The sequence below is a fragment of the Microcoleus sp. Pol7_A1 genome (assembly GCF_036701085.1).
GTDB lineage: Bacteria > Cyanobacteriota > Cyanobacteriia > Cyanobacteriales > Microcoleaceae > Microcoleus > Microcoleus asticus.
This window is the reverse complement of record NZ_JAUBQD010000032.1, coordinates 1-26,766: the sequence shown is the minus strand read 5'-3', so window position 1 is coordinate 26,766 and position 26,766 is coordinate 1. Positions and strand designations below refer to the sequence as shown.

Sequence of the window (26,766 nt, the reverse complement as noted above, 5' to 3'; positions counted from 1 at the left end):
TCGTCTTGTGGCTATTGAGTTATGTGAGACGGCTTGTTTGTCCGCCTAATTTTTTAAGAAAAGATCCAAAATGGGTTCTATAAAGCTAGTTCTATGCTCTGTTTGGGCTGGAAATTTGTTTGAGTTCCGCGAACTTCACTTCAATCAATACAAGCAGTGAATCTAAACATCCCGTAAGTACAAGACGGCCGATGGGGTTTAAGAACTCCTTCTTCAGGGAGATCGGCCTGCTTACTTTTTAGCGGATATTGGATATGACAGATGTCATGTACTCAAACTGTATGAAATCTTCTAAAAGTTCGGTGTCCAAACAATGTGTTGTACTGGTGCAACCAGAGGTTAGCCATCTTATTCGTGAACTTCGGCAACTAACCCAACTCACCCAAGTGCAACTCGGAGAATCGCTGGGTGTTGCTTACGAAACGATTAATCGTTGGGAAAATAAACGGATTCAACCCTCCCCTTTAGCCTTAAGGCAAATTCGGACGCTGGTTGCGGAACTGGGTCAATCTTCTTCAATCGTCGTTCGAGAAGGCAGCAAAAAGCTTTTGGCTCAGTATTTTTCAGAGAGGTAGGGCGTGTGAGTGATGCAGTAGAGGAGGCAGATCCTAAAAACTTATTCGCAGGCGACAGCGAGATGGCGATGTTGATGCGATCGCACGATTGGTCGCAAACACCGCTGGGTGCTGTCGAAACTTGGTCGGACAGCCTGAAAACGGCTGTGCAGATCCTGTTGACCGAACTCGATCGAACCCAGCAGCCAGACAAGACGCAGCTAGAATCTAATCTGCCACAGGAGCGCCCCTCCACAAATGCCTTGCATGAAACTGCCCGAGCCGATGCGTTTCGAGTCAGGCTCACCAATGCGCTGCGCCCGCTGACTGATGCCAATGAGATTCAGGCAACCGCTGCCCGCATTCTAGGCGATTCTCTAGGAGCAAGCCGCGTCATTTATATTGAAGTGTTACCTGGTGGCAAGGAGGTCATCGTTCATAAAAACTACACGAACGGCGTTGCCGAATTGAGTGGGCTGTACCATCTGGAAGACTTCGGACGCAACCTGACAGACGACCATCGAGCAGGGCGAACAGCGATCGTTCCCGATGTGGCGAACTACCCTAAATACACAGCCAGCCAGAAGGCAAGTTATCAAGCGATCGATATTGCCGCGCACATTGATGTGCCGCTGATCAAGAACGAGCGATTCGTCGCGTTGCTGGCGGTGCATCAGGCAAACCCTCGCCAGTGGACGGAAGACGAGGTGAGACGAGTTGAAGAAACAGCAGAGCAAACGTGGGCAGCCGTCGAGCGCGCCCGTGCTGAAGCCGCATTACGCGAGAGCCGCACCGAACTCGAAAAGCAACTGCGGAATTTCGACGCGATCGTAGCTGCAATTCCCGATTTTATTTACACTTTTGATTTGGCGGGACGGTTCACGTATGTCAGTCCGGCGTTGCTCAATCTTTGGCAGAAAACTTCGGATGAAGCTTTGGGAAAGAACTTTTTTGAGCTGGATTATCCCACCGATTTAGCGACCCGACATCAGCAACAGATTCAACAGGTGATCGCCACGCGCCAGCCGATTAAGGATGAAACGCTCTACACTAGCGCAATCGGCACACGCGCCTATGAATACATTTTTGTACCGCTTTTAGGGATAAATGGCGCAGTAGATGCAGTAGCAGGCGTGACGCGAGACATCACCGATCGCAAACAGGTAGAGCAAGCCTTGCGCGAAAGTGAGGAGCAGACTCGGAATATTCTGGAGAGCATCGCTGAAGCCTTTTTTGCCCTGGATGAAAACTGGCGGTTCACCTATGTCAATCGATCTGCCGGAGCACTGCTCGATTGCGCTCCAGGCGATTTGATTGGCAAGAATTTGTGGGAAGAGTATCCAGGACTGATTGGCAATGAGTTGGCGCAGGTCTACTTGAGTACCATGCGCGATCGTGTGGCTGCGTCAATGACCGCGTTTTACCCCGACCACGATCGCTGGTACGAAGTTCGCACCTACCCCGCCCCTAACGGCATCACCGTTTATTTCAGGGATGTTACCGAGCAGTTTGAATCTGCCGCAACCCTGCGTCAATCGGAAGAACGTTATCGAACACTGTTTGAGTCGATTGGCGATGGCTTTTGCGTCATCGAGATGCTGTTTGATAAAGACGATCGCGCGATTGACTACCGCTTTTTAGAAGTCAATCCGTCGTTTGAACAACAATCAGGATTGGTGCAGGCAGTGGGCAAGCGGATGCTTGAACTCGCCCCAGATCATGAGAAGCATTGGTTTGAAATTTATGGCAGAATCGCGATAACGGGCGAACCGCTTCAGTTTGAGAATTATGCTAAAGCACTGAACCGTTGGTTCGAGGTGTATGCCTGTCGCACGGGTGAAGCTCAAGCGCGAAAAGTGGCGATCGTCTTCAAAGATATTAGCGATCGCAAACGGGCAGAAGAATTTTTGCGGCGATCCGCGGAATTGGATGCTTTCCGCGTCTCTCTCGCCGACGCGCTGCGTCCGCTTGCCGATCCCGTGGAGATTCAGGCTACAGCCAGCCGCGTGCTGGGTGAATATCTCGGCGCGAACCGGGTGGCGTACTTCGAGGTTCGCGGCGCTGATTACGTCGTCGAGCGTGATTACGTCAACGGAGCCGAAACCATGGCTGGCAACTACGCGATTGATTCGTTCGGGCCAAAGCTGCTTGCAGCGTACCGCACGGGTTGCCCTGTGGTCGCATCCGATGTGGAAGCCGATCCCAACCTATCTCCAGAGCAGCGATCGGCCTACGCCGCGAGCCAGATTGGGGCATACATCGGTATACCCCTGGTCAAGGAAGGCGAGTTTGTAGCGGGGCTGGCAGTCCACACATCCGAGCCGCGAGCTTGGACGCTGGACGAGGTGTCTCTGGTGGAAGAAGTTGCCGATCGCACTTGGGCGGCAGTCGAACGCGCCCGCGCTGAAGCAGCCTTGCGCGACAGTGAGGAGCTCAAGCAACGCATTTTAGAGAGTAGCAAGGATTGCATTAAAGTTTTGACGCTCAACAGCGAAATCGTCTATATCAATCCAGGCGGGTTGCGCCTGTTGGAAATCGACGATCCGACGCTGGTTCTGAACGCCTGCTGGCTTGACTTTTGGAAAGGCGAAAATTATGAAAATGCCAAGAGTGCGATCGCGGCTGCCAAAGCAGGCAATACAGGTCAGTTTCAAGGCTATCTTCCCACTCACCAAGGTACACCGAAGTGGTGGGATAGCATCATCACGCCCGTGCGGAATACCGCTGGGGAGGTGACTCAACTGATGGCAATTTCACGTGATATCACGAGGCAAAAGCAAGCTGAAACTCAACGGGAACGACTGCTGGCGCAAGAGCAAGTTGCACGAGAAGCTGCCGATCGCGCCAACCGGATCAAAGATGAGTTTTTAGCCGTACTCTCCCATGAATTGCGATCGCCCCTCAATCCCATTCTTGGCTGGTCAAAACTTTTGCAGCAAGGAAAACTGGATGCGGCAAAAACCGCAACGGCATTGACGGCGATCGAGCGTAACGCCCGACTCCAAGTGCAACTGATTGACGATCTGCTCGACATCTCCCGGATTTTGCGCGGCAAACTCAGTTTAACCGTGATGCCTGTCGATCTCAGTGCCGTCATTTCTGAAGCCCTAGAAACGGTTTGCTTGGCCGCAGAAGCGAAAGCCATTCAAATTTATACAAAGATTTTACCGAGTGTTGGCATCGTAATCGGCGATGCTGGGCGGTTGCAGCAGGTGGTCTGGAATCTGTTGTCTAACGCAGTCAAATTTACACCTCACCAGGGACAAGTCGCTATCACCCTCACTTTGGATGAAACGCACGCTCAAATTCAAGTTACCGATACTGGCAAAGGGATTCGCTCTGATTTTGTGCCCTATGTCTTCGAGCATTTTCGGCAAGAAGATGGAGCCACCACCCGCAAATTTGGCGGCTTGGGATTAGGACTGGCGATCGTGCGGCAAATTGTAGAGCTGCATGGGGGAACAGTCGCGGTTGAGAGCCAGGGTGAAGGACAAGGAGCTATCTTTACAGTTCGCATTCCGCTTGCGCCTCGCTCTCGTGAATTGCCAGCGATCGAGCAACCATCCGACTCAACCGGAGATTTAAGTGGGATTCATGTCTTAGTTGTGGATGATGAGGCAGACTCACGCGAGTTTGTAGCGTTTGTTTTAGAACAAGCGGGGGCGACCGTCACCAGCGTTGCCTCTGCAACCAAAGCACTGCAAGCATTTTCCCAAGCGGTTCCAGAGATCGTTGTCAGTGATATTGGGATGCCAGAAATGGATGGCTATATGCTGATGCGTCACATTCGCAGCCTGCCGCTCGAGCAAGGCGGACAAATTCCAGCGATCGCCCTGACTGCCTATGCTGGAGAGATGGATCGACAGCAGGCGATCGCAGCAGGCTTTCAACGTCACCTTGCCAAACCTGTTGACCCCGAAGAAGTGGTCGCGATGATCGCAAAATTATTATCATCAGGCTAAATCAGGCAAACTAAACGCCACTTGGCTCTCAAATCTTGCCTAATTAAGCTCGGAAGGCGACAAAGAGGCCGAGAAACTATATCTAATCAGAGTTGCAGCCCGTATCCCCTGTTAATAAACTCGACTTCCCCCATACAAATGTACTAACAGTCCTAAAACTCTTACTCAACAAACGATGCAACTGTTAAGTTGAAAATCTGTACCCATTCATAGAACCAATTTGATATCAATTCCGGTGCTAACGGAATTGATATGACATCTTTTAGGCGTTGCTGAATTAAGGGATGAAGCGCGCGGGTACAGGGACATCACCAAACTTGAGGTAATGAATTAGGCGTTGCTGATTCGCGGTATGAATCAACTTTTCTCTTGAACTTACAAAACTCACCCTCAAGCGGGCTTATAGCAATTGGGAAATGTTGAATTCATACCGTGAATCAGCAACGCCCTAAATCCTTCTGCCTTCTTTCCTGTGCCTTTAAATAAATTACTGCCAATTGCCTACTAGCACGAAAGGCGCCCAGAAATACGGATTCTGATACTGTTTGTTTTTCAGCAGCGTTAATTGAGCGTTGCGGAGGGCTTCAGCTTTGCTGGTTTTAGAAGAAGCAAGCTGCCGGTAAAACTCAGTCATAAAGATAGCTGTAGATTCGTCGTTGACTTGCCAAAGGGTGGCGGCGGTGCTGCGGGCACCCGATCGAATTGCGGCCCCGGCCAAACCCAAAGCGGCGCGGTTATCGCCCGAAGCAGTTTCGCAAGCACTCAAAACCAAAAGTTCGATCGGCTGTTGTTTCTCCCCAGTGCGGGCTCGCAGCAGTCGATCGAACTCCTTAACATTCACTTTCTGATCCCAAGTCACAATAAAAGTATCCGCCGCATTCGAGCTAAACTGACCGTGAGTTGCCAAATGGACGATCGGGTAAGACACAGCTTTAATTCGATCGTGCAACCGCCCGCTGACAAAATCTTCATTCAGCAGCGAACTCGCCGGCATCTCGGCTGCAATTTGTTCAACTTCCTCCTTCACCCCCGGCAAAGCCGAGAAGCCTTGACGGGCTTCCGAAAGGGCAGCGGTGAGCACTCTTAACTTGACTTTGTTCAGCGGTTTCGGTGCCAGCAATTGCAATCCCGGCGCCAAAGCAATACTGTATTTTTCTACCAAAAACTTTTCACCGTCGTGCAGCACCGCCATCGGCAGATTGCGCAAGTAACCGTCGAGTACAAATACCAGGGTTTTAATCCCGGCGGCGGTCAAATCCGCCTCTGCTGGGCGGATCAACCAGTCATAAACCTGTTCGACGGGTTGCCTCCTGTCGCGGGGGAAAGCAGCAGGCCTGATGACATTTTTGGCTCGTCTGAAGGCAGTTTCCAACTCGGCTTGAGACTTCACAGTAGTGTAGCGGCGCAGGGGTTTGCCGGGAATTGACAAAATTACCTCCAAACGATCGCTCAAAATAATCGGATAAATCACCGCCGCTGTCGGATCGATTTCCTCGATCGACTTTGGTTTAGCATCAGCGCAAGCATCCCGAAAAAAGTTGTCCAATTCCGCCAACTGCAAAGATTCCACCGTTTGGCGCGCCAGTTTCAATTTAGCTTGACTGGGAGATTCCTCTTGCAAAAGCAGCCCGACTAATTCCCGATAAACCGGTTCGGCACTTTCCCGAAACGAAAATTGCACTTCGGGATTGACTGTCACCAAATCGCCCCGCAGAGAAGACAATATATTGACAGCTTGAGTATATTGATCGATCGCCCCTTCTGTATTCCCCTGACCTTTCCGAATCCGTCCCAGTTGCCAAAACAATTGGTAAGCAATATCGGGAGATTGAAACCCCGGTGCTAAACTCAAAGCCTGAATTGTAAGATTTTCCGCTTTCTGATACTGATTTTGGATTTCCGATAGTTTGCCTTTAGCTGCGAGAATATAAGCTAGTATGCGTTGGTCGCCCAAACTCTTTGCTGGTTCGACAGAGCGATCGAGCATTTTGTCAATATCGCTTAAACTCAAAGTTTCCGCAGGCGACTGAGCTAATTTCATCAAGCTTTGCGCTAGATTAATTTGAGCGTAAAGTCCGGCGCGGTTCGACCCAAATTGATCTGTTTGAGGTTCGATAGAACGCCACAAAACCTCTGCCTCCGACCAATTTTTGCGATCGACCAACAAACTCAATTGGTTTAACTTCGCCTGAATTTGTAAAAGAGATCGCTCCGGCATCGCCTCGGTCGATCGAGCATAATATTCAAGGGCCAAGCGTTCAAAATCAGCCCGCTGTTTGGGTGTCAAACCCGGTTTATTGCTTTTAGCCCGTACCGTATTTCCCAAATTGAGATAAATTGCAGCCTCTTCTGGCCGGGCACCTAATTTTTGGGCTGCTTCTAGTCCCGCTGACAGCAAATCCTCGGAACGTTCCAGTTGTCCCAAAACCCGCAGCACTCGCCCTAAAGCATGAATCGCCCGGACTTGTTCGAGAGAAACAGGCTGATTTTTCAAAGTTTCCAAACCCGCTGTCGAAACTTCGCAAGTTTGGTTTTCCAGCTTGAAAGAAGCTAACAGCATTTTGCAAGCTCTGGGGTAAAGTCCGAGAATTTCCCAAGCCCGACTTTGATTAATTTGAACTTGAAAAAGTTGATTTTTACTATCAATCTGCTCGAAAATTTTAGCAGCTTGTGTCCAAATATCGATCGCACCTTGAGTCTGCCCCCGTTCGAGTTGCAACTGTCCTTGAATGTTGAGAGTTTCAGCCAAAATCCGCTGCTGTTCCGAAGTTTTGGGTTGTGTTCGCACAGCCGACAAACTCGAATTTACAGCTTTTTCTGCTTCTTCCCAAAGCGCCAACTGCCCGTAGGTTGCAGCTAAATTGCTCAAAGCTGTGGCGCGATCGAGATTTTCGCCTTTTGCCTCAAACTGGGTCGCCGCTTGCTGCAACAGCGGTACAGCTTCCGAAAAACGTTCCTCTCGGTACAGAGTTCGAGCTTGTCGGACAAGCTGCACCGCTTGTGGTGGATTAACCTGAGCAATTCCGGGAGGAATTGCAACTGCTAGCAGACAGGAAATCACAAATAACAGAATTACTTGCCGGAGCGATCGGGTAAACTTCATATTTAGAAAATAAAATTACAATCGCAGACACACATACTAATTAACTCAAATACATCTTATCCTTGATCTGCGTTAATCCCCGTTAATCCGCCTACATCTGCGGTTAAAAAAACTAATTTTAACGGGGTACACAAACAGAAATCGGTCGAGGATTGCGATCGTCAGCAGCATTACCCGCATTGTATCCAACAAGCGTAACTTCTCCTTTCGCATTCACTACCCAACCTTGCGCCGGAACAACTTCCCGATCCCGAATTTCCCCTTCTTCCAACTTCTGTCTATCCGTTACATTTGTTAAATCCCGTACATTGCTCGTTGCCGAACTTCCTGCCTCTTCCACCCAAGGAAACGGCGATGCAGCGCTGCTGAGGGCTTCATTAGGACTTGGTGGCACTCCTCCTTTCCCAGTAGCTGTAAACTCGCTCTCGGCCCCTTGGATGCAGGGATTTGCAGCAATTAACGCAGCCGGATTCACCACATTTTGTGGCAGTTCCACTAAACCTTGAGCAGGATTCACCCCAGAAGAACTAAATGTAACACTACCTTGCAAAGCCGGGCCGCTACTTTGGGAAATAGCCGCAATATCGCTGGTAGGAACTAAAGAAGTCGGACTTACTTGCAACGCTGCAAATTCAGCATCTGTTAATCCCAAACTCGCTCGCACCTGTTCGCGAGTCACTGATGTAAACCCGAAAACATTGGGGACATTAATATTAACGCGACCACCTTGAGCCGATCGCGCATTAGCCGTAATATCGCTGTTTTCTTGCGGGAGGGCGACCAGAATATCGCTTTTAATGTTGATATTGCCACCATCAGAAATACTGGCATCAGTTGTAATTCTGCTCCCTCGGCGCAACTGGATATCTCGTGCTTCAAGGTTAATATTTGCTCCGGCACCGGATGCCGTTCTACCGTCAATGCTGCTTTGGTTGTCAAGAGAAATTGCATCTGCTTTGACGTTAATGTTACCAGCCCGTCCAGATCCCAAAGCTTGCAGATTGAGTGTTCCTTCATTGCGAAGAATCAGTTCCCCGACATTTAGATTCAACGAACCTCCGTTAGCCGTAGCATTAGGATCTATAATGTCAGACGCAATCCCAACCGAAGTCTGAATTTGACTGTTAAATTCACCTTGACCCCCATTCCCAATAACTTCTACACGACCCGCATCAATTGTGATACTTCCTGCATCCCCTTGGCCTAAAGATGCAGTGCTAATAACTCCTCCATCCCGGAGAGTCAGTACAGGTGTAGAAATGTTGATACTCCCTCCCCGATTAGCAGTATTGGCATCAGCGCAGATGAAACTGGGATTCCGACTCCCGTTTGCCAAAACTCCAGAAAAACCCTCAACTGTTACTGACTCAGTGGCCCTAACTGTCAAATTACCTCCTGGCCCCCCAGTTGTATTCAACGGTTGGTTGCCCACAACTGCCCCGCTAGATAAACTAATTCCGCCTCCTTCAGAGATAATCAACCGCTTCGTGTCGATATTAATGTCCCCGGCTTGCCCATTCACACCGCTCGCAGTTGACCCAATTAAACTTGCTACGGGACTTCCAGTGGGAGTCCGCAACACTTCTACTGATTCATTCGCTTTAATGTTGATATTCCCCGCTCCTCCTTCACCGCGGGCGAGGCTGATCAGAGCAGCACCATCGCTTACAGTTAAACGTTTTCCCTCAAAGGTGATATTTCCTCCCCTACCCGTACTCCCCACAAGTGGGCCACTGTGGATTGCAGAAGCGACCATATCTAAAACCCCGGTACGGATGGTAATATTTCCGGCGTTGCCAGCACCTAACGTGGTGGTAGTCAATGCGCTTCCATTGTCAATCAACAGTTTTCCCGTATCAATCGTGATGTTTCCGGCGGCTCCCATGCTATTAGTGCCAGTTATCAGCAGAAGTTGTGGGTCAAAAGGGTCGAAAGAGCCAGATAGCGTATAGTTACCACCAAACACTCTATAGTTATCTAATCCAATTCCGAGCATTTCTACTGAGTCGGTAGCGCGGATGTCGATCGCGCCTCCGGCACCACTTCCTGCTGTCAGTGTGGAGATTTGCGTTCCACCTTGGGCTAGAAAATTTTGAGCGTTAATATCTATACCCCTACCGTCGATATTTCCCAAAGTCAGTGCATAAATTCGCCCATTGTTGAGGTTGACATTTCCACCTCGAATATCGATTTTGCCACCACCGATTCCACTGGTGTTGAGCAGTGACCCGTTGGTTACTTGAATATTACCAAAGTTGGAAATCTTGTCATAGTTTAAACTTAATCCAAATGGCGTTGCCCCCAATCCGACCATCCCCGGACTAGCGACGCTACCGAGCAAAATTTGTCCGGTAGGTGCAGTGAGTGTTCCCTGATTTAATTCAAGATCTCCCCCCACTAGGGCGAGAGTTTGTCCGGGCCCAACTCCTAAGCCAGTGTTATTGAAAATCTGCGGGATTGCTGGGGGTAATTGTGGTAAAGTCAAGGCTGGTGCTGCTGAATAGTTAATGATTTTCCCCGGATTTTCTCGAAAGTTTAAACCGATAGGTATATTGACATTTAAAAGCGGGATTGATTGGGGATTACTGCTGCTAAATTGAGCGCCATTCTCGAAAACTATGCTATCAGCAGAACTTGCTAAAAATGAACCGCGCACATCTAGCCGCGCCTTGGGACCGAAGACAATTCCTTTCGGGTTAATTAAGAATAAATTGCCGTTTCCCAAAACTCCCAAAGTTCCTAAAATATTTGAGTAGTTTGGGCCCGTAACGCGGGTGAATATGTTGGTGATGCCGCTGGGATTGTCAAAATAAGCTCCCCGCCCTTCACGGATGTTAAATTCGCGCAAGCTGTGAAAGAGGTTAACGCCGCGAGTTGCACCGCCTGTGATTCTATCAGAGGGTAAGTTGTTGATAGTATCGGGAACAGTTCGCGAACTTTCCGCGCCCAGGGAATTATCGGGGATGATTTGGGCGATCGCGGGGAAAGGACACAGCACTAAGAATGCAAAAAATAGGGCGCAAGATTGGCGCTGCATCTTTATAATTCCTGTTAATTTAGTATGAGGAAAATAGCGACGGGTTAGCTAAAACCTGAAGAGTACCTATTGAGGTACGCAAACACCCGTCGGTTTCGGACTGCGAAGAGATGCACCACCACGTGAATTATACGCTAACAGCGTTACTTCTCCTCGATCGTCCATTACCCAACCCTGAGCGGGAATAATTTCTGTTGGTCGAATTTCGAGGGATGGTATGAGGCCTTCTATTTGCTGACTTCCACCTACCGCTGTTTCCACCCAAGGCAACGGCGATAGAGGGCTGCTGAGGGCATCATTAGGACTCGGTGGCACTCCTCCTTTCCCAGTGACGGTAAATGCGCTCCCTGCCTCTTGCGTGCAGGGATTTGCCGCAATTAGCGCCTCTGGATCGACAACATTTTGCGGCAGTTCCACTAAACCTTGAGCAGGATTCACTCCTGAAGAACTAAATGTAACACTACCTTGCAAAGCCGGGCCGCTACTTTGGGAAATCGCCGCAATATCGCTGGTAGGAACTAAAGAAGTCGGACTTACTTGCAACGCTGCAAATTCAGCATCTGTTAATCCCAAACTCGCTCGCACCTGTTCGCGAGTCACTGATGTAAACCCGAAAACATTGGGGACATTAATATTAACGCGACCACCTTGAGCCGATCGCGCATTAGCCGTAATATCGCTGTTTTCTTGCGGGAGGGCGACCAGAATATCGCTTTTAATGTTGATATTGCCACCATCAGAAATACTGGCATCAGTTGTAATTCTGCTCCCTCGGCGCAACTGAACATCCCGTGCTTCGAGGTTAATATTTGCTCCGGCACCGGATGCCGTTCTACCGTCAATGCTGCTTTGGTTGTCAAGGGAAATTGCATCTGCTTTCACGTTAATGTTACCAGCCCGTGCCGAACCCAATGCTTGCAGATTTAGAGTTCCCCCATTGCGAAGAATCAATTGCCCGACATTCAGATTCAAGGAACCTCCATTAGCCGTAGCATTGGGATTTCTAACGCGAGAGACAATGCCAACGGAAGTCTGAATTTGACTGTTAAATTCACCTTGACCGCCATTACCAATCACCTCTACGCGCCCCGCATTGATCGTGAGGCTTCCTGCTTCTCCTTTGCCTAAAGATGCAGTAGAAATAAGTCCTCCATCCCGCAGAATTACTAAAGGTGTAGAAATGTTCATACTCCCTCCCCGAGCAGCAGAGTTGGTATCAGCGGAGATGAAACTAGGATTCCGGCTCCCATTCGCCAAAACTCCAGAAATACCCTCTAGTGTGACTGACTCAGTAGCTTTAATTGTTAAATTACCTCCTGGCCCCCCAGTTGTATTCAAGGGTTGGTTGCCCACAACCGATCCGCTAGATAAACTAATTCCGCCCCCTTCAGAGATCCTCAACCGCTTGGTGTCGATATTAATGTCTCCGGCTTTCCCATTAATGCTGATTGCGGTTGCACCAATCAAAGTTGCTACGGGACTTCGAGCCGGAGTCCGCAGCACTTCTACTGATTCATTCGCTTTAATGTTGATATTCCCCGATGGTGCTTCACTGCGAGTGGTGCTGATGAGCGCACTGCCATCGCGTACGATAAAACGTTCTCCCTCAAAGGTGATATTTCCTCCCCTACCCGTACTCCCCGCGAGTGTGCCGCTGTTGATCCCTGAACCGACTAGATCGAAAACCCTGGCACGGATGGTCATATTTCCGGCATTGCCAGCACCTAACGTAGCGCTACCCGATACGGTTCCATTGTCGATCAGCAGTTGTCCTGTATCGATTGAGATGTTTCCCGCATCACCTATGCCAGCAGTGCTAGTTTCCAGCAGAATTTGTGGGTCAAAGGGGTTGATTCCTCCAGAGGCTGTATAATTTTTGACAAAGTTTTGAAAGCTCTCAAATCCAATCCCGATCAGTTCTACTGAGTCGGTAGCGCGGATGTCGATCGCGCCTCCGGCACCACTTCCTGCTGTCAGTGTAGAGATTTGCGCTCCACCTTGGGCCCGAAACTGTTGAGCGTTAATATCGATACCCCTACCGTCGATATTTCCCAAAGTTAGTGCATAAATTCGCCCACCGTTGAGGTTAACATTTCCACCTCGAATATCGACTTGACCGCCACCGATTCCACTGGTATTGATTAGTGAGCCGTTGGTTATTTCAATATTACCAAAGTTAGAAATCTTGTCATAGTTTAAACTTAATCCAAATGGCGTTGCCCCCAATCCAACTATCCCCGGACTAGCGACGCTACCGAGCAAAATTTGTCCGGTAGATGCAGTGACTGTTCCCTGATTTAATTCAAGATCTCCGCCCACTAGGGCGAGAGTTTGTCCGGGCCCAACTCCTAAGCCCACGTTATTGAAAATCTGCGGGATTGCTGGGGGTAATTTCGGTAAAGTCAAGGCTGGTGCTGCTGAATTATTAATAATATTTCCCGGATTTTCTCGAAAGTTCAAACCGATAGGTATATTGACATTTAACAGCGGGATTGATTGGGGATTACTGCTGCTAAATTGATAGCCATTCTCGAAAACTACGCTATCAGCAGAACTTGCTAAAAATGAACCGCGCAAATCTAACCTCGCATTGGAACCGAAGACAATTCCTTTGGGATTAAGTAAGAACAAGTTAGCATTACCTTGTACTCCCAGCACACCTAAAATATTAGAAGGATTGCCACCCGTAACGCGGGTGAAAATATTCGCAATCCCGTTAGGATTCGCAAAATATGCTCCTCGACCTTCACCTACGTTAAATTCTCGTAAACTGTGAAATAAATTGACACCGCGAGTTGCACCGCCTTCTATTCTGTCCGATGGTAAATTATTAATCCTGTCGGGAACTGTCCGCGAACTTTCTGCACCCAAGCTGCTATCTGGGATGATTTGGGCGACGGCGGGGAAAGGACACAGCACTAATAATGCACAAAATAGGGCGGAATATTGGCGGAGCATCTTTGAAGTCTGGTTAATTTAATATTAGGAAAATAGCGAAGGGTTAGCTAAAACCTAAAGAGTGCCTATCGAGGTACGCAAACACCCGTCGATTTCGGACTGCGAGTAGAAGCAGCACCACCTGAATTATACGCTACCAGCCTTACTTGTCCTCGATCGTCCATAACCCAACCTTGAGCGGGAATAATTTCTGTTGGCGGAATTTCTATGGATGCTCTTTCGCTTTCTACTTGCTGGCTTTCACCTAAAGCTGATTCCACCCAAGGAAACGGCGCTGCTGCGCTGCTGAGGGCATCATTAGGACTCGGTGGCACTCCTCCTTTCCCAGTCACAGTAAACTCGTTTCCTCCCCCTTCTATGCAGGGATTAGCAGCAATTAATGTGCTGGGATCGACTACATTTTGCTCTAATTCTACTAACCCTTGAGCGGGATTTACCCCAGTAGTGCTAAACGTTACTGCTCCTTGCAAAGCCGGGCCGCTACTTTGGGAAATAGCCGCAATATCGCTGGTAGGAATTAGAGAAGTCGGACTTACTTGCAACGCTGCAAATTCAGTATCACTCAGTCGTAAACTATTCCTGGCTTGTTCGCGGTTAAGGCTTGTCAAGCCAAAGATATTTGGTACATTGACCGTAACTTGTCCGCCCCTAGCTGTGCGAGCATTAGCTGTAATATCACTGTTCTCTCGCGGTAAAGCTACCAAAAGTTCGCTATTAATTTTGATATTACCGCCCTCAGAAATACCTGCATCCGTGGTGATTCTACTGCCGCGCCGCAACTGAATGTCTTGCGCTTGAAGGTTAATATTTGCCCCTGTACCAGAGACAGTCGTGCCATCAATTACGCTTTTATTATCCAGGGCAATTGAGTGAGCTACAACGTTAATATTGCCAGCCCTACCTGTTCCTGAAGATTGAACATTAACCACTGCACTATCCCGAAGAATCAATTGATTAGCATTCAAATTCAACGAGCCTGCATTTCCGCTAGCAGTGGAATTGACAGCATTGAACGCCCTACCAGCCGAGGCCTCAATTCCACTCCTCAACCGACTGTTACTCCCAATACCTTGCACTTGTAAGCGATCGGCATTAATTGTAATATCTCCTGCATCTGCTATACCCAAAGAAGCCGCAGAAATAACGCCGCCATTCTGCACAGTTAGTTTAGGTGTTGAGAGGCGGATATCTCCACCTCTACCAGAACTCGCAGTTTGAGTAACAAAAGAACTTGCTACATAGCCCGCATTCCCCAAAAATCTTGACTCGCCGCTCACTTCTATAGACTCGGAGGCTCTCACAGTTAAATTTCCTCCCGTCCCCCCACTTGTAGAAAACACGAGTTGGCCAAAAATCGCACCCGTCGTTAAACTAATTGTGGCTCCATTAGAAACACTCAGCCGCTTAGTGTCGATGCTAATATCCCCACCTTTTCCATTCGCATCAAAAGTATTCGTGCCGAGCCGAGTTTGCCCTAGACCTCCAGGAAGACTACCCGATAATTCCACAGATTCACTCGCTTTAATCGCGATATTCCCCGATGCTCCATCACTAAGGCTGAAGCTGGCAAACGCACCGCCATCGCGCAGTATTAACCGTTGGGCTTCAACAGTGATGTTTCCGCCTTGACCAGTGCTTTGGTTCGTTGTTCCGTTATAGAGTGTTGAACTGACGAGATCGATGGTGTTGGCGCGGACAGTCAAATTTCCGCCATTCCCAGCACCAAAGGTGGGGGCACCGGCCACTACCCCATTGCTCATCAACAGCCGTCCGGCTTCAATGTTAATATCTCCGGCTGCTCCACTGCCAATAGCGCTAGTGAACAGAACGATTTGCGAAATAAAGGGGTTGCCTGTTCCAGATGTCTGAAAATTTTCTGTAAGCTGCTGATAGCCCTCAATTCCCAACCCGATCATTTCTACTGAGTCAGTAGCGCGGATGTTGATATCGCTCCCTTTCCCCTCTCCCAGGGTCGTGGTGAAAATTTGCGCCCCCCCCTCTAATCGTAAGTTTTGGGCATTGATGTCAATGCCTCTGCCCTCCATATTTCCTAGTGTCAGTCCATAAATTCCTGAACCGTTAAGAGTGACATTTGAACCCCTGATGTCAACTTTCCCTCCTCCTAATCCGCTGGTATTGAGCGACGCACCGTTCATTTCAATATTGCCGAAGTTCTGAATATTACCATAGTTTAAATTCAGACCTAATGCGGTTGGTTCAAATTGCACTAAACCTGGACTTTTGATACTACCCAGAAGGATTTGTCCGGTACTGGCGGTAGCGATTCCCCCGTTGAATTGGATATCTCCACCTACTAGCGCTAAGGTTTGACCGGGGTCTACTGCTAAACCAATTTTATTAAAAATTGGTAATGGTAGGGGAAGGTCAGGCGGTGATGGGTTAGCAGCAATTGATTGGTTAATAATTGTACCAGAATTTTCTCGGAATCTCAAACCCACAGGAATATTAATCGCTAATAATGGCACTGCATTAGAATTGGCAGCGCTAAATTCAAAGCCCTTATCAAAGAGAACGCCGCTAGCTGTAGAACCGATAAATGAGCCGCGTAAATCTAACCTCGCATTGGGACCAAATACAATTCCTTTGGGATTAAGTAAAAATAAGTTAGCACTGCCTTGAACTCCCAACACGCCTAAAATATTGGAAGGATTGCCACCCGTAACGCGGGTGAAAATATTCGCAATCCCGTTAGGATTGGCAAAATATGCTCCTCGGCCTTCACCGACGTTAAATTCTCGTAAACTGTGAAATAAATTGACACCGCGAGTTGCACCGCCTTCTATTCTATCTGAGGGTAAATTGTTAATAGTTGCGGGTACTGTGCGCGAACTTTCTGCACCCAAGCTGCTGTCAGGGATGATTTGGGCGATCGCAGGGAAAGGAAACAGCAGTAAGAAAGCAAAAAATAGGGCTGAAGATTGGCGGGGCATACTTGGAATCCTGTTAATTTGGTATGAAAAAACGAGCGCGCAGATCAAACCTGAAGAGTACCTATCGAGGTACGCAAACACCCGTCGATTTCGGACTGCGAAGAGATGCACCACCACCCGAATTATACGCTAACAGCGTTACTTCTCCTCGATCGTCCATTACCCAACCTTGAGCGGGCATAATTTCTGTTGGCCCAACTGCTATGGATGCTTTTTCGCCTTCTACTTGCTGACTTCCACCTAAGGCTGGTTCCACCCAAGGAAACGGCGCTGCTGCGCTGCTGAGAGCATCATTAGGACTCGGTGGCACTCCTCCTTTCCCAGTCACAGTAAACTCGTTTTCTGCCCCTTCTATGCAGGGATTAGCAGCAATTAACGTGCTGGAATCGACTACATTTTGCTCTAACTCTACTAACCCTTGAGCGGGATTTACCCCAGTAGTGCTAAACGTTACTGCTCCTTGTAATGCGGGGCCAGACTGTTGAGAAATAGCGGCGATATCGCTAGTGGGAAGTAAAGAAGTTGGATTCACTTGTAAAGCTGCAAATCCAGAATCAGTCAGTCCTAAACTACTTCTGGCTTGTTCCCGTGTCACTGTTGTAAAACCAAAAACATTCGGGACATTTACTGTAACTTGACCGCCCATAGCAGTACGAGCATTAGCTGTAATATCGTTATTTTCATTGGGTAAAGTAGCCAAAATATCGCTATTAATTCTGATATTTCCCCCGTCAGAAATCCCTGCATCCGTTGTAATTCTGCTGCCGCGCCGTAACTGGATATCTTGCGACCTAATATTAATATTTCCCCCACCGCCAAATTCAGTTGTACCATCAATACTCGCTTTGTTATCCAAAGTAATTGAGTTAGCTACAACATTAATATTTCCAGCCCTTCCCCTTCCTAAAGACTGAACACTAACCGTTGCTCCATCCCGGATACTCAATCGATTTACATTCAAATTTAATGAACCCGCGTTCCCCGTAGCGTTGGGATTGACAATAAGAGAAAAGCTGCCAGCCGAAGCCTCAATTCTACTTGCGAAACGACCGTTACTCCCCGCACCTTTAAGTTCTATGCGATCGGCATCAATAGTAATATTTCCGGCATCTACTGCACCCAAAGAAGCCGCAGAAATAATTCCCCCATTCCGCAGAGCGAGCATCGGTGTAGAGAGGTAAATATCTCCACCCCGACCAGAACTTGAAGTTTGAGTAGCCAGAGCACTCGCTCCGAATCCTACATTTCTCAAAACTCCAGATACCCCGCTCACTTCGATAGACTCGGAAGCTCTCACAGTTAAATTTCCTCCTAGACCTCCATTTCTAGAAAACACGACTTGCCCAACAACCGCACCCGTTGATAAACTAATTGAGGCTCCATCAGAAACACTTAGCCGCTTAGTGTCGATGTTAATATCCCCGGATTTACCATTGCCATCAAAAGAGTTTGTACCGATACGAGTTTGCGCTGCACTTCCAGAAATACCCCCCGACAATTCTACAGATTCAGTTGTTTTAATCGTGATATTTCCTGATGCTCCATCGCTGCGGCTGATGCTAACTAAACCACCTGCATCGCGTATAATTAACCGTTGGGCCTCAATATTGATATTGCCGCCAGAGCCGGTACTTTTCTTAGTTGTTCCATTATTGATTGCTGAACTAACGATCTCGAAGGTGTTAGCGCGGACAGTCAGATTTCCCCCATTTCCAGCACCCAGGGTGGCGGTACCGCCTACTACCCCATCACGCAACAGCAGCCGTCCGGTATGGATGTTAACCTCTCCAGAAGTTCCACTGCCCAAAGTACCACTATTAATTACAATTTGGGGGTCAAAGGGGTTGAGGGTTCCAGATAATATATATTGGCTATAAAATCGCTGATAGCCTCCTATTCCCAACCCAATCATTTCTACTGAGTCAGTAGCGCGGATATTCATATTACTCCCGTTTCCATCTCCCAAGGTTGAAGTAAGGATTTGCGCTCCTTTATCTACTCGTAAATTGTGAGCGTTGATGTCAATCCCTCTACCATCAATATTTCCCAATGTTAGGCTATAAATTCCCGAACTACTGACGGTGACGTTTCCACCTCGGATGTCAATTTTTCCACCTCCTAATCCGCTGGTATTGATGGACGCACCGTTCATTTCAATATTGCCAAAGTTCTGAATATTACTGTAGTTTAAATTCAGACCTAAAGCTGTTGGTTCAAATTGCACTAAACCTGGACTTTTCACACTTCCCAGCAATATTTGTCCGGTATAAGCTGTTAAGTTTCCTCTTTGTAGTTGAATGTCACCGCCAATTAATGCTAAAGTTTGACCCGGCTCTACTGCTAAACCAAGTTTGTTTGAAGTAGGAATTTCTACGGGCAATGGCGGTAAGGTGGGTGTGGGGCCGATTGCTTGGGAAGAGTTGATAATTGTGCCAGAATTTTCTCTAAATCTTAAACCCACAGGAATATTAATCGCTAACAATGGCACTGTATTAGCATCGGTCGCACTAAATTCAAAGCCATTATCAAAGAGAACGCCACTACCAGTTGAACCAATAAATGAACCGCGCAAATCTAACCGCGCATTGGGGCCAAAGACAATCCCTTTTGGGTTAATTAAAAACAAGTTACTGTTTCCTAAAACTCCCAGAGTTCCTAAAATATTAGAAGGGTTGCCGCCCGTAACGCGGGTGAAGATGTTGGCAATTCCGCTGGGATTTTCAAAATAAGCTCCCCGCCCTTGACGGATGTTAAATTCGCGCAAGCTGTGAAAGAGGTTAACGCCGCGAGTTGCACCGCCAGTGATTCTATCTGAGGGTAAGTTGTTGATAGTATCGGTCACTGTCCGCGAACTTTCTGCACCCAAGCTGCTGTCTGGGATGATTTGAGCGATCGCAGGGAAAGGAAACAGCAATAAGAATGCAAAAAATAGGGCGGAAGATTGGCGGTGCATACTTGGAATCCTGTTATTTTGGTATGAAAAAACGAGCGCGCAGATCAAACCTAAAGAGTACCTATCGAGGTACGCAAACACCCGTCGATTTCGGACTGCGAAGAGATGCACCACCACGTGAATTATACGCTACCAGCCTTACTTCTCCTCGATCGTCCATTACCCAACCTTGAGCGGGAATAATTTCTGTTGGTCGAATTTCTATGGATGCTTTTTCGCCTTCTACTTGCTGACTTCCACCTAAGGCTGGTTCCACCCAAGGAAACGGCGCTGCTGCGCTGCTGAGGGCATCATTAGGACTTGGTGGCACTCCTCCTTTCCCAGTCACAGTAAACTCGTTTTCTTGCCCTTGGATGCAGGGATTAGCAGCAATTAACGTGCTGGGATCGACTACATTTTGCTCTAATTCTACTAACCCTTGAGCGGGATTTACCCCAGTAGTGCTAAACGTTACTGCTCCTTGCAAAGCCGGGCCGCTACTTTGGGAAATAGCCGCAATATCGCTGGTAGGAATTAGAGAAGTCGGACTTACTTGCAACGCTGCAAATTCAGCATCACTCAGTCCTAAACTATTCCTGGCTTGTTCGCGGTTAATGCTGGTAAACCCAAAGATATTTGGTACATTGACTGTAACTTGTCCGCCCATAGCTGTGCGAGCATTAGCTGTAATATCACTATTCTCTCGCGGTAAGGCTACCAAAAGTTCGCTATTAATTCTGATATTTCCACCATCTGAATTACCTGTATCGGTGGTAATTCTGCTACCGCGCCGCAACTGAATGTCTCGCGCTTGGAGGTTAATATTTGCCCCGCCGCCTGCATCAGTTGTGCCATTAATGCTGCCTTTGTTATCAAGGGCAATTGAGTCGGCTACAACGGTGAGAGTACCAGCTTGCGCCGTTCCCAGAGCCCGGACGCTGATCGCGGCCCCATCCCGAACCGTCAATCGATCGACCTTGAGATTAATTGAACCCGCATTTCCCGTAGCGTTGGGAATGGGAATGCCCAAGAAATTGCCCCCCGAACCGTCAATTTGACTAATAAATCGACCGTTAAGAGCGCTGCCCAAGACTTCTACGCGATCGGCATCAATCGTGAGGCTGCCTGCATTTCCCGTACCCAAAGAAGACTGTAAAATTACTCCCCCATCCCGCAAAGTCAGCACAGGCGTGGCAATGTAAATATTGCCTCCCTGACTAGAACCACTGGTTTCACTTGCTAAGAAACTAAGACTGTATTCTCCATTTGCCAAAACTCCAGAGATACCTACTAACTCTACCGACTCAGAGGCCCTAATTGTCAAATTGCCTCCGGGTCCCCCATTAGAGAAGAGACTATTGCCAATAGTCCCACCGCTCGATACAGCAATTCCGGCTCCTTGGGCAGCAATTAACCGCTTAGTGTCGATCGTAATATCCCCGGCTTTACCTTTCCCATTGGGATCTATAGAGGCGGCGCTGATCAATGTTTGCACCACACTCCCAGGGGGAGTCCTTAACACTTCTACTGATTCAGCAGCTTTAATAGTGATATTTCCTGAGGCTCCCTCACTGCTGGTGGTACTGGTGAGAATAGCACCATCACGCACGATTAATTTCTGGCTGGCAACGGTGATGTTTCCCCCCGTACCCCTACTACCCTGTAATGACCCACTGCTGACCGTAGAACCAGCCTGATCGATAAAGTTGGCATGGATGTTAATATTTCCCCCATTTCCCGCACCTAACGTGCTGCTACTACCTGCCACAGCCCCATTGCCTATCAGCAGGCGTTCGGTATCAATCGTGATGTCTCCTGAGGCTCCTGTGCCAGAAGTGCCAGTGCTTAGAACAATTTGCGGATCAAAAGGATCGACTGTTCTCAATCTCCGATAATTAACTAAAAATTGTTGATAGCTCTCAAAGCCAATCCCACTCATTTCTACTGAGTCAGTAGCGCGGATGTTGATATCGCTTCCTCTCCCTTCTCCTAGTGTGGAGGCGAAAATTTGCGACCCCCCCTGTACTCGTAAGTTTTGGGAATTGATGTCAATGCCTCTACCATTTATATTTCCGAGTGTCAGTCCATAAATTCCTGAACCATTAAGATTAATATTTCCCCCTCGAATATCGACTTTCCCACCTCCTAATCCGCTGGTATTTATAAATGCGCCGTTCATTTCAATATTGCCGAAGCTCTGAATACTGCTATAGTTTAAATTCAAACCTAAAGCTGTTGGTTCAAATTGCACTAAACCTGGACTTTTCACACTTCCCAGCAATATTTGTCCGGTATAAGCTGTTAAGTTTCCTCTTGGTACTTGAATGTCACCGCCAATTAATGCTAAGGTTTGACCGGGATCTACTGCTAAACCGAGTTTATTAGAAACAGGAATTTCTACGGGTAATGGTGGTAAGGTTGGTGTGGGGCCAATTGCTTGGGAAGTGTTGATAATTGTGCCAGAATTTTCTCTAAACCTTAAACCTACAGGAATATTAATTGCTAACAATGGCACTGTATTAGCATCTGTCGCACTAAATTCAAAGCCATTATCAAAGAGAACGCCACTACCAGTTGAACCGATAAACGATCCGCGCAAATCTAACCGAGCATTGGGGCCGAATATAATCCCTTTTGGGTTAATTAAAAATAAGTTACTGTTTCCCAAAACTCCCAGAGTTCCTAAAATATTAGAAGGGTTGCCGCCCGTAACGCGGGTAAAGATGTTGGCAATTCCGCTGGGATTGGCAAAATATGCTCCCCTCCCTTGACGGATGTTAAATTCGCGCAAGCTGTGAAAGAGGTTAACACCGCGAGTTGCACCGCCTTCTATTCTGTCGGATGGTAAGTTATTAATAGTGTCAGTCACTGTCCGCGAACTTTCTGCACCCAAGCTGCTGTCTGGGATGATTTGGGCGATCGCAGGGAAAGGAAACAGCAGTAAGAATGCAAAAAATAGGGCGGAAGATTGGCGGGGCATCTTTTAATTCCTGTTAATTTAGTATTAGGCAAATAGCGATCGGTTAGCTACAACCTGAAGATTACCTATCGAGGTACGCAAACACCCGTCGGTTTCGGACTGCGAAGAGATGCACCACCACCTGAATTATAGGCTACCAGCCTTACTTGTCCTCGATCGTCCATTACCCAACCTTGAGCGGGCATAATTTCTGTTGGCTGAACTTCTATGGATGCTCTGTGGTCTTCTATTTGCTGACTTCCACCTACCGGTGGTTCCACCCAAGTAAACGGGCTAGAATTGCTGCTGAGGGCATCGTGAGGACTCGGTGGCAATCCCCCCCGCCCAGTCACAGTAAACTCGTTCTCGGCCCCTTGGATGCAGGGATTTGCAGCAATTAACGCAGCCGGATTCACTAAATTTTGCGGCAGTTCCACTAAACCTTGAGCGGGATTCACTCCAAAAGAACTAAATGTTACCGCCCCTTGCAAAGCCGGGCCGCCACTTTGGGAAATCGCCGCGATGTCGCTGCTGGGAAGTAGGGATGTAGGACTTACTTGCAACGCTGCAAATTCGGCGTCACTGAGCTCCAACCTGCTTCTGACTTGTTCGCGACTGGCTGCTGTAAAGCCGAAGACATTGGGGACATTAATATTCACGCGGCCGCCGCCTGCTGTGCGGGCGTTGGCTGTAATGTCGCTGTTTTCTTGCGGGAGGGCGACAAGAATGTTGCTGTTGATGTTAATATTGCCGCCGTCAGAACTGCCTGCATCGGTGGTAATTCGGCTGTTGCGGCGCAATTGGATCGATCGCGCTTGCAGGTTAATATTTGCTCCTGTACCGGATATAGTCGTGCCGTCAATACTGCTTTTATTGTCAAGGTCGATCGAATTTGCGACAACATTAATATTACCAGCGCGTCCGGTTCCCGTAGCCTGCACTGTCACTGTAGCTCCATCTCTGACAATTAATCGATCGGCATTCAGATTCAACGAACCCGCATTTGCCGTAGCATTGGGATTAGTACCAAATATCTTGCCCACCGAAGCATCAATTGTACTGAGAAACAGACCATTATTTCCGCTGCCGCTGACCTCAATGCGATCGGCATTAACAGTAATATTCCCCACATCCCCTACACCCAAAGAACTCGTAGAAACTACTCCCCCATCCCGCACGGTTAGGCTTGGCGTATCAATGCGAATATCCCCGCCCCGACTAGAGCTCAAAGTTCCAGAACTCAGCGCGCTAGCACTCTGAATTCCGCTGCTCAAAAGTGGAGAAATACCTGAAATTTCTACTGATTCAGTAGCCCTAACTGTTAAATTTCCAGCAGGCCCCCCATCCCTAGAAAACAAAAACCTGCCAATTAACACACCCGATCCTACTGTAAACGCAGAACCCCCTGAGAGACTCAACCGCTTGGTATCGACGTTAATATTCCCCGCCCTGCCGTTAGATCCGATACTCAGCGTGCTAATTCCGGTGGATACAACTGTGGTCGGCCCGCTGTTAGACAATTCTACTGATTCAGCAGCATTAATGTTGATATTCCCCGAGGCGCCGCTGCTGTAGCTCGTCGTACCGAGAATAGAACCATTGCGCATAATTAATCTCGCGACATCAACACTAATGCTTCCTCCCGCACCGGTACTTTCTTTAGCTGTGCCGTTGTTAATTCCAGAACCCACCATCTCAAAAGTATTGGCGCGAATGATTAAATTTCCGCCCCTTCCACCGCCAAAAGTGATGCCGCTACCTACTACCCCATTGTTGAAGAGCAGGCGGCCGGTGTCGATCGTAATATTCCCTCCCGAACCAGCGCCAGCACTAGCATTAAACAGCACAAATAGCGGGTCAAACGGGTCTGTAGTTCCCGATACCAAATATTTAATTGCAACCTGTTGATAGCCCTCAACTCCCAGCCCGCTCATTTCTACTGAATCAGCAGCCCGGAAATTGATATTACCTCCTGCACCATCTCCTAGAGTCAAAGTAGAAAATTGCGATCCGTTTTCCACTCGCAACTTTTGAGCGCTGATATCGATACCTCTACCGTCAATATTTCCCAGTGTCAGCGCATAAATTCGCGCACCGCTGAGGGCGACATTTCCACCTTTTAACTCTACTCTACCGCCACCGATTCCGCTGGTGTTGATGAGTGTTCCATCGGCTATTTGAATATTGCCGAAGTTCTGAATATTGTCATAATTTAAAGTTAAATTTCCTTTTTCCCCCGCTGTCAGTGCGAAATTAACTAAACCGGGGCTGGCTGCGCTACCGAGTAAAATTTGTCCGCTGCTGGCGGTTAAATTGCCGCCTTGGAGTTGGATGTCGCCGCCAATGAGTGCTAAAGTTTGACCTGGTTCTACTGCTAAACCAACTCGATCGCTAATTGGGATTGGCACAGCAGAGGCTGGGAGGTTTACCTTTCCTAAAGCCGTCGATTGGTTGACAATTGCACCGGGATTGTCTCTAAATCTTAAACCAACGGGAATATTAACTGTTAACAGCGGGGATGTTTGCGGGTTGGTGCTGCTGAATTCAAAGCCGTTATTAAACACAATACTGTCAGCGGTTGAACCAATAAACGAACCGCGCAAATCTAACCGAGAATTCGGGCCGAAGACAATCCCTTTTGGGTTAATTAAAAATAAGTTGCCGTTGCCTAAAACTCCCAGAGTTCCTAAAATATTAGAAGGGTTGCCGCCTGTAACGCGGGTGAAGATGTTGGCAATTCCGCTGGGATTTTCAAAATAAGCTCCCCGCCCTTGACGGATGTTAAATTCTCCCAAGCTGTGAAAGAGGTTAACGCCGCGAGTTGCACCGCCAGTGATTCTATCGGAGGGTAAATTGTTGATAGTATCGGGAACTGTCCGCGAACTTTCCGGGCCCAGGGTATTATCGGGGATGATTTGGGCGAAGGTTTTCGAGGGAAATAGCAATAAGAAAACAAAAAGTAGAGCGGAAGACAGGCGAGACATAGCTTAAATCCTGTTATATAAATAATATCGTTTCCGCTTCAATCAGAATTATATATTTGGATCGTATCAGTGCGAGTGTCCCCGCTCGCGATCCAAGTAGCGAGCGGGGATGCTCGCACTACATAATTCCGATGCTACGGGATTTGAGATCGCAGCTTGAATCCACTCATAGGACTGTCCAAATTGCACCACTCAAGATCCGTCAGTTAAGCGCTGAGTTAAGGCGATCGCGAAAACCACCCGCAGGCTACACCAACGCGCCTAACGCTCTCAACAATGTCGCTTTTTGAGCGTTCGTCAATCCCGTTGCGTCTTGAATATTCATGCCTTCATACAGCCGATCGCCCATCAACGTCTTAATATAACGTCCGGTTGCGACATCCCACAGCTTAATCGTGCGATCGAGACCGCCACTTAATAAAAATTGGCCGTCAGCGCTAAAGATAACTGATATTAATTCCGGTTGCACCGGAATAATATAGAGGACACGGCGCCGTGCTGTTTCCATACCGCTATTAGTTGTAGGGATACGGCACTGCCGTCTCGAAAGCTGTGGGTAATATTAATGCCGATGCTAATCGTATTAAAAACAAGATTGACAACCTTGCTAGATCCGCAGCCATAGGCTAAGATTTTGCAAATGTTGAGAACACAATGACGATACTTTCAACTATGAACTACCGAAACCACATCACGATCGAAGCAAATAAACGCGGTGGTAAGCCTTGTGTACGCGGCTTGCGAATTACGGTTTATGAAGTGCTTGAGTACCTGGCTTCCGAGATGACCGAAGCAGAAATTCAAGGGCGATTTTCCCGATCTGACGCGAGAAGATTTAAAAGCCTGCATTGCTTATGCTGCTGATCGCGAGCGTCGGTTTATGACCGATCCCTTATCCGCATGAAATTACTTTTTGATGAAAACTTGTCGCCCAAGTTACCGAACAGTTTGAGCGATATTTTCCCAAATTCGCTTCACGTCCTTTGATGTGGGGATGAAAGCAACGATCGACCCAGTAGTTTGGGATTATGCAAAAGACAATGATTTGATGATTGTCTCGAAAGACGCCGATATGCACGACCTGAGCTTAGTATTTGGGAATCCACCGAAAGTTATTTGGCTTCGCCTTGGAAACTGTTCGACATTGCAAGTTGAAAATTTGCTGCGTCGGGATTTTAACGCGATCAAATTATTTTATGAAGACGAGAATTTATCGCTGCTTGCTTTATCATAATCCAGTATTTTGCCGCAGGGTAAACGCATCTTAATTTCAACCTAAAACATGATAAGATTAAGTATTTAGCTAAATCAAGTGCGTAATTCATA

12 protein-coding genes and 1 pseudogene are annotated in these 26,766 nt (G+C 48.0%); 5 read left to right on the top strand and 8 right to left on the bottom strand.

Features of this window, described 5'->3' with window-relative positions:
• Window positions 1-281 precede the first annotated feature (281 nt).
• Together QUA20_RS18310 and QUA20_RS18305 are read left to right on the top strand one after the other, a co-directional pair.
• Window positions 282-575, top strand: coding sequence for a helix-turn-helix transcriptional regulator (locus QUA20_RS18310; RefSeq protein ID WP_333190499.1), 294 nt, complete (start codon window positions 282-284; stop codon window positions 573-575).
• Window positions 576-637: 62 nt separating this feature from the next.
• The gene (locus tag QUA20_RS18305) at window positions 638-4,516 is read left to right on the top strand and encodes a PAS domain-containing protein (protein WP_445304687.1); all 3,879 of its coding nucleotides are present in this window, start codon (window positions 638-640) and stop codon (window positions 4,514-4,516) included.
• Window positions 4,517-5,003: 487 nt separating this feature from the next.
• Here QUA20_RS18305 and QUA20_RS18300 read toward each other — a convergent pair whose 3' ends face one another.
• The 8 genes from QUA20_RS18300 to QUA20_RS18265 form a co-directional block, all read right to left on the bottom strand.
• A complete protein-coding gene (locus QUA20_RS18300) occupies window positions 5,004-7,619 on the bottom strand; it encodes a CHAT domain-containing protein (protein ID WP_333190497.1) in 2,616 nt (871 codons plus the stop codon).
• A gap of 118 nt (window positions 7,620-7,737) precedes the next feature.
• On the bottom strand, window positions 7,738-10,656 hold the full coding sequence (locus QUA20_RS18295) for a two-partner secretion domain-containing protein (RefSeq protein WP_333190496.1): 2,919 nt from the start codon (window positions 10,654-10,656) through the stop codon (window positions 7,738-7,740).
• Window positions 10,657-10,722: 66 nt separating this feature from the next.
• Window positions 10,723-13,614, bottom strand: a complete 2,892-nt coding sequence (locus tag QUA20_RS18290; RefSeq protein WP_333190495.1) for a two-partner secretion domain-containing protein — start codon at window positions 13,612-13,614, stop codon at window positions 10,723-10,725.
• 65 nt (window positions 13,615-13,679) lie between these two features.
• On the bottom strand, window positions 13,680-16,565 hold the full coding sequence (locus tag QUA20_RS18285; protein ID WP_333190494.1) for an S-layer family protein: 2,886 nt from the start codon (window positions 16,563-16,565) through the stop codon (window positions 13,680-13,682).
• 61 nt (window positions 16,566-16,626) lie between these two features.
• Window positions 16,627-19,518 carry a two-partner secretion domain-containing protein gene (locus tag QUA20_RS18280; protein ID WP_333190493.1) on the bottom strand — a complete coding sequence of 964 codons (2,892 nt, stop codon included), beginning with the start codon at window positions 19,516-19,518 and terminating at the stop codon, window positions 16,627-16,629.
• Between the two features lie 61 nt (window positions 19,519-19,579).
• Complete coding sequence (locus tag QUA20_RS18275; protein WP_333190492.1) at window positions 19,580-22,477, bottom strand: two-partner secretion domain-containing protein; 2,898 nt, start codon at window positions 22,475-22,477, stop codon at window positions 19,580-19,582.
• 65 nt (window positions 22,478-22,542) lie between these two features.
• A complete protein-coding gene (locus QUA20_RS18270; RefSeq protein ID WP_333190491.1) occupies window positions 22,543-25,440 on the bottom strand; it encodes an S-layer family protein in 2,898 nt (965 codons plus the stop codon).
• A gap of 247 nt (window positions 25,441-25,687) precedes the next feature.
• Window positions 25,688-25,948: a hypothetical protein gene (locus QUA20_RS18265; protein WP_333190490.1), complete on the bottom strand. Its 261-nt coding sequence runs from the start codon at window positions 25,946-25,948 to the stop codon at window positions 25,688-25,690.
• A gap of 164 nt (window positions 25,949-26,112) precedes the next feature.
• On the opposite strand from QUA20_RS18265, the pseudogene QUA20_RS18260 reads away from it, so the two are divergent.
• The 3 genes and pseudogenes from QUA20_RS18260 to QUA20_RS18255 all read left to right on the top strand — a co-directional run bounded on the left by QUA20_RS18260 (window position 26,113) and on the right by QUA20_RS18255 (window position 26,674).
• A pseudogene (locus QUA20_RS18260) lies at window positions 26,113-26,344 on the top strand (DUF433 domain-containing protein).
• On the top strand, window positions 26,341-26,427 hold the full coding sequence (locus QUA20_RS32050) for a DUF5615 family PIN-like protein (RefSeq protein ID WP_445304686.1): 87 nt from the start codon (window positions 26,341-26,343) through the stop codon (window positions 26,425-26,427). The pseudogene QUA20_RS18260 and the gene QUA20_RS32050 overlap by 4 nt, the downstream one beginning before the upstream one ends.
• Window positions 26,428-26,434: 7 nt before the next feature.
• Complete coding sequence (locus QUA20_RS18255) at window positions 26,435-26,674, top strand: DUF5615 family PIN-like protein (protein WP_333190489.1); 240 nt, start codon at window positions 26,435-26,437, stop codon at window positions 26,672-26,674.
• Window positions 26,675-26,766 lie beyond the last annotated feature (92 nt).